The organism is Eggerthella sp. BIOML-A4, from assembly GCF_009875575.1.
Taxonomy (GTDB): Bacteria; Actinomycetota; Coriobacteriia; order Coriobacteriales; family Eggerthellaceae; genus Eggerthella; species Eggerthella lenta.
In genome coordinates this window covers 1-2,046 of record NZ_WWRX01000033.1, presented here as the reverse complement: position 1 = coordinate 2,046, position 2,046 = coordinate 1, and the positions used below count along the sequence as shown (strand labels likewise).

The window sequence follows — 2,046 nt, the reverse complement described above, 5'->3', positions numbered from 1 at the left end:
CGTTTATAACCGAGCTTGACCGTGTGCGATCCATAGCGGATAGATTAGGCATAGATGAACCAATGTATATCTTAGCTGGCACGTCTTCAACAAGTATTCAAAACAACGTGTTGCAAGAACTATACAATAAATATGGTTTCGAACCTAAGTATGATAAACATGGCTCTTTCACTTTCAGAGGTGTTAAAGTCGTTCAAGTCTATACTGGTTTAATCAGTGGACTAAAACGTGCTCGTGGTTTTACTTCTTTTGGTGCTTATGTAAATGAGGCGTCACTTGCTAATGAAGTAGTGTTCAAAGAAATCATTTCACGGTGTTCTGGGACTGATGCGCGTATAGTATGGGATAGCAATCCAGACAATCCCAACCATTGGCTTAATCGTGACTATATCAATAATAAAGACAAGATGATCATCGATTTTGCTTTTAAGTTAGATGACAACACGTTTCTTTCAAAAAGATATATCGAGAACATCAAATCAGCAACACCAAACGGCAAGTTTTACGATAGAGATATTTTAGGCCTTTGGACTATTGCTGAAGGTGCAATCTACTCTGATTATGATAAATCAATACACGAGATAGACATCTTACCTGACATGGTAAGGTATTTCGCTGGTGTTGACTGGGGATATGACCACTACGGTTCAATTGTGATTATTGGCGAAGACAACCAAGAAAATCTCTACCTGGTTGACGGTATAGCTGACCAATACAAAGAGATTGATTGGTGGGTGAACCGTGCCAAGGAGTTCAAAGAGAAGTATGGAGATATAACATTCTATGCTGACTCAGCAAGACCAGAACACGTTGACCGCTTCAACAATGAAGGAATTGTCACAGTCAATGCCAATAAGGCAGTCATAGCTGGAATTGAAATGATTGCCAAGCTATTTAAAGAAAATAAATTATATATCAAGCGTGGTGTCATACCTCGCTTTTTTGATGAGATTTACCAGTACAAGTGGAAGCCAAACAGCACAAAAGATGAACCGCTGAAAGAGTTTGATGATGTGCTTGACGCTTTACGCTATGCCATCTATTCAAATGCTTTGGGCATTGGTAGCAAAATCAAATTATTCAAAGGAGGTTTCTGATGTCGCAAATCAGTCTAAACAAGCGAAAGCTATTTACAACATCAGCAGAAGAAGTGACAGCAGAATTGGTGTCAGAAGCAGTGGAGCTTCATCAATCAAGATTGCTTAGAGGGTACATTGAGAATGAAAATATGTACATGTCAAAGCATGATATTTTGAAAGCACCTAAAAAGGACAGCTGGAAGCCAGACAATAGGCTTGTCATTAACTATGCCAAGTACATTGTTGACACATTCAGTGGCTACCAAATCGGTATCCCGGTCAAAATCACGCATGATGACGATACTACAAGCAAATTCATTGATGATTTCCGCAAATTGAATGACATGGAAGACAATGAGTTTGAGCTAGCAAAGATTGCAGATATTTTTGGCCATGCTTTCCTATATGTCTATCAGGACGAGGAAGGAAATACCAGAACAACCTACAACAGTCCAGTCAACATGTTCATTGTTCATGATAACAGTATTCAAGAAAAGCCACTATTTGCGGTCAGATATGCCTTCAATGATGGAGAAGTCAATGGATATGGTCAGGTTATCACGTCTGCTGAAGTCATTGAAACAACGTTCCAGCTAGGAGGAAGTGTGACATTCCATGAACGCACTCCCCACATTTACGGCAAATTGCCAGTTGTAGAAATGATTGAAAATGAAGAGCGTCAAGGTATCTTTGATAGTGTCAAAACGCTCATCAACGCTCTGAACAAGGCTGCTAGCGAGAAAGCCAATGACGTTGACTACTTTGCTGACGCTTACTTGAAGATTGTAGGTGTAGAGCTTAAAGATGGCATGGCTGACCAAATCAGAGAAAACCGCATTTTCAACTTGTGGAAAAATGGTGATGGCGCATTGCCTGAGGTCGGTTTCCTTGAGAAGCCGAATTCAGACACTACCCAAGAAAATCTGATCGCATTGCTCAAAGAGTCTATCTTTGCAGTTTCTATGGT

The 2,046-nt window shown here is 40.1% G+C and carries 2 protein-coding genes; both read left to right on the top strand.

The genetic code is table 11. The features are described from left to right. A partial coding sequence (locus tag GT613_RS15165) for a PBSX family phage terminase large subunit (RefSeq protein WP_161172725.1) occupies window positions 1–1,097 on the top strand: 1,097 nt, incomplete at its 5' end. Continuing rightward, the coding region (locus GT613_RS15160) for a phage portal protein (protein WP_161172724.1) at window positions 1,097–2,046 on the top strand (950 nt) is incomplete at its 3' end. The genes GT613_RS15165 and GT613_RS15160, both read left to right, overlap by 1 nt.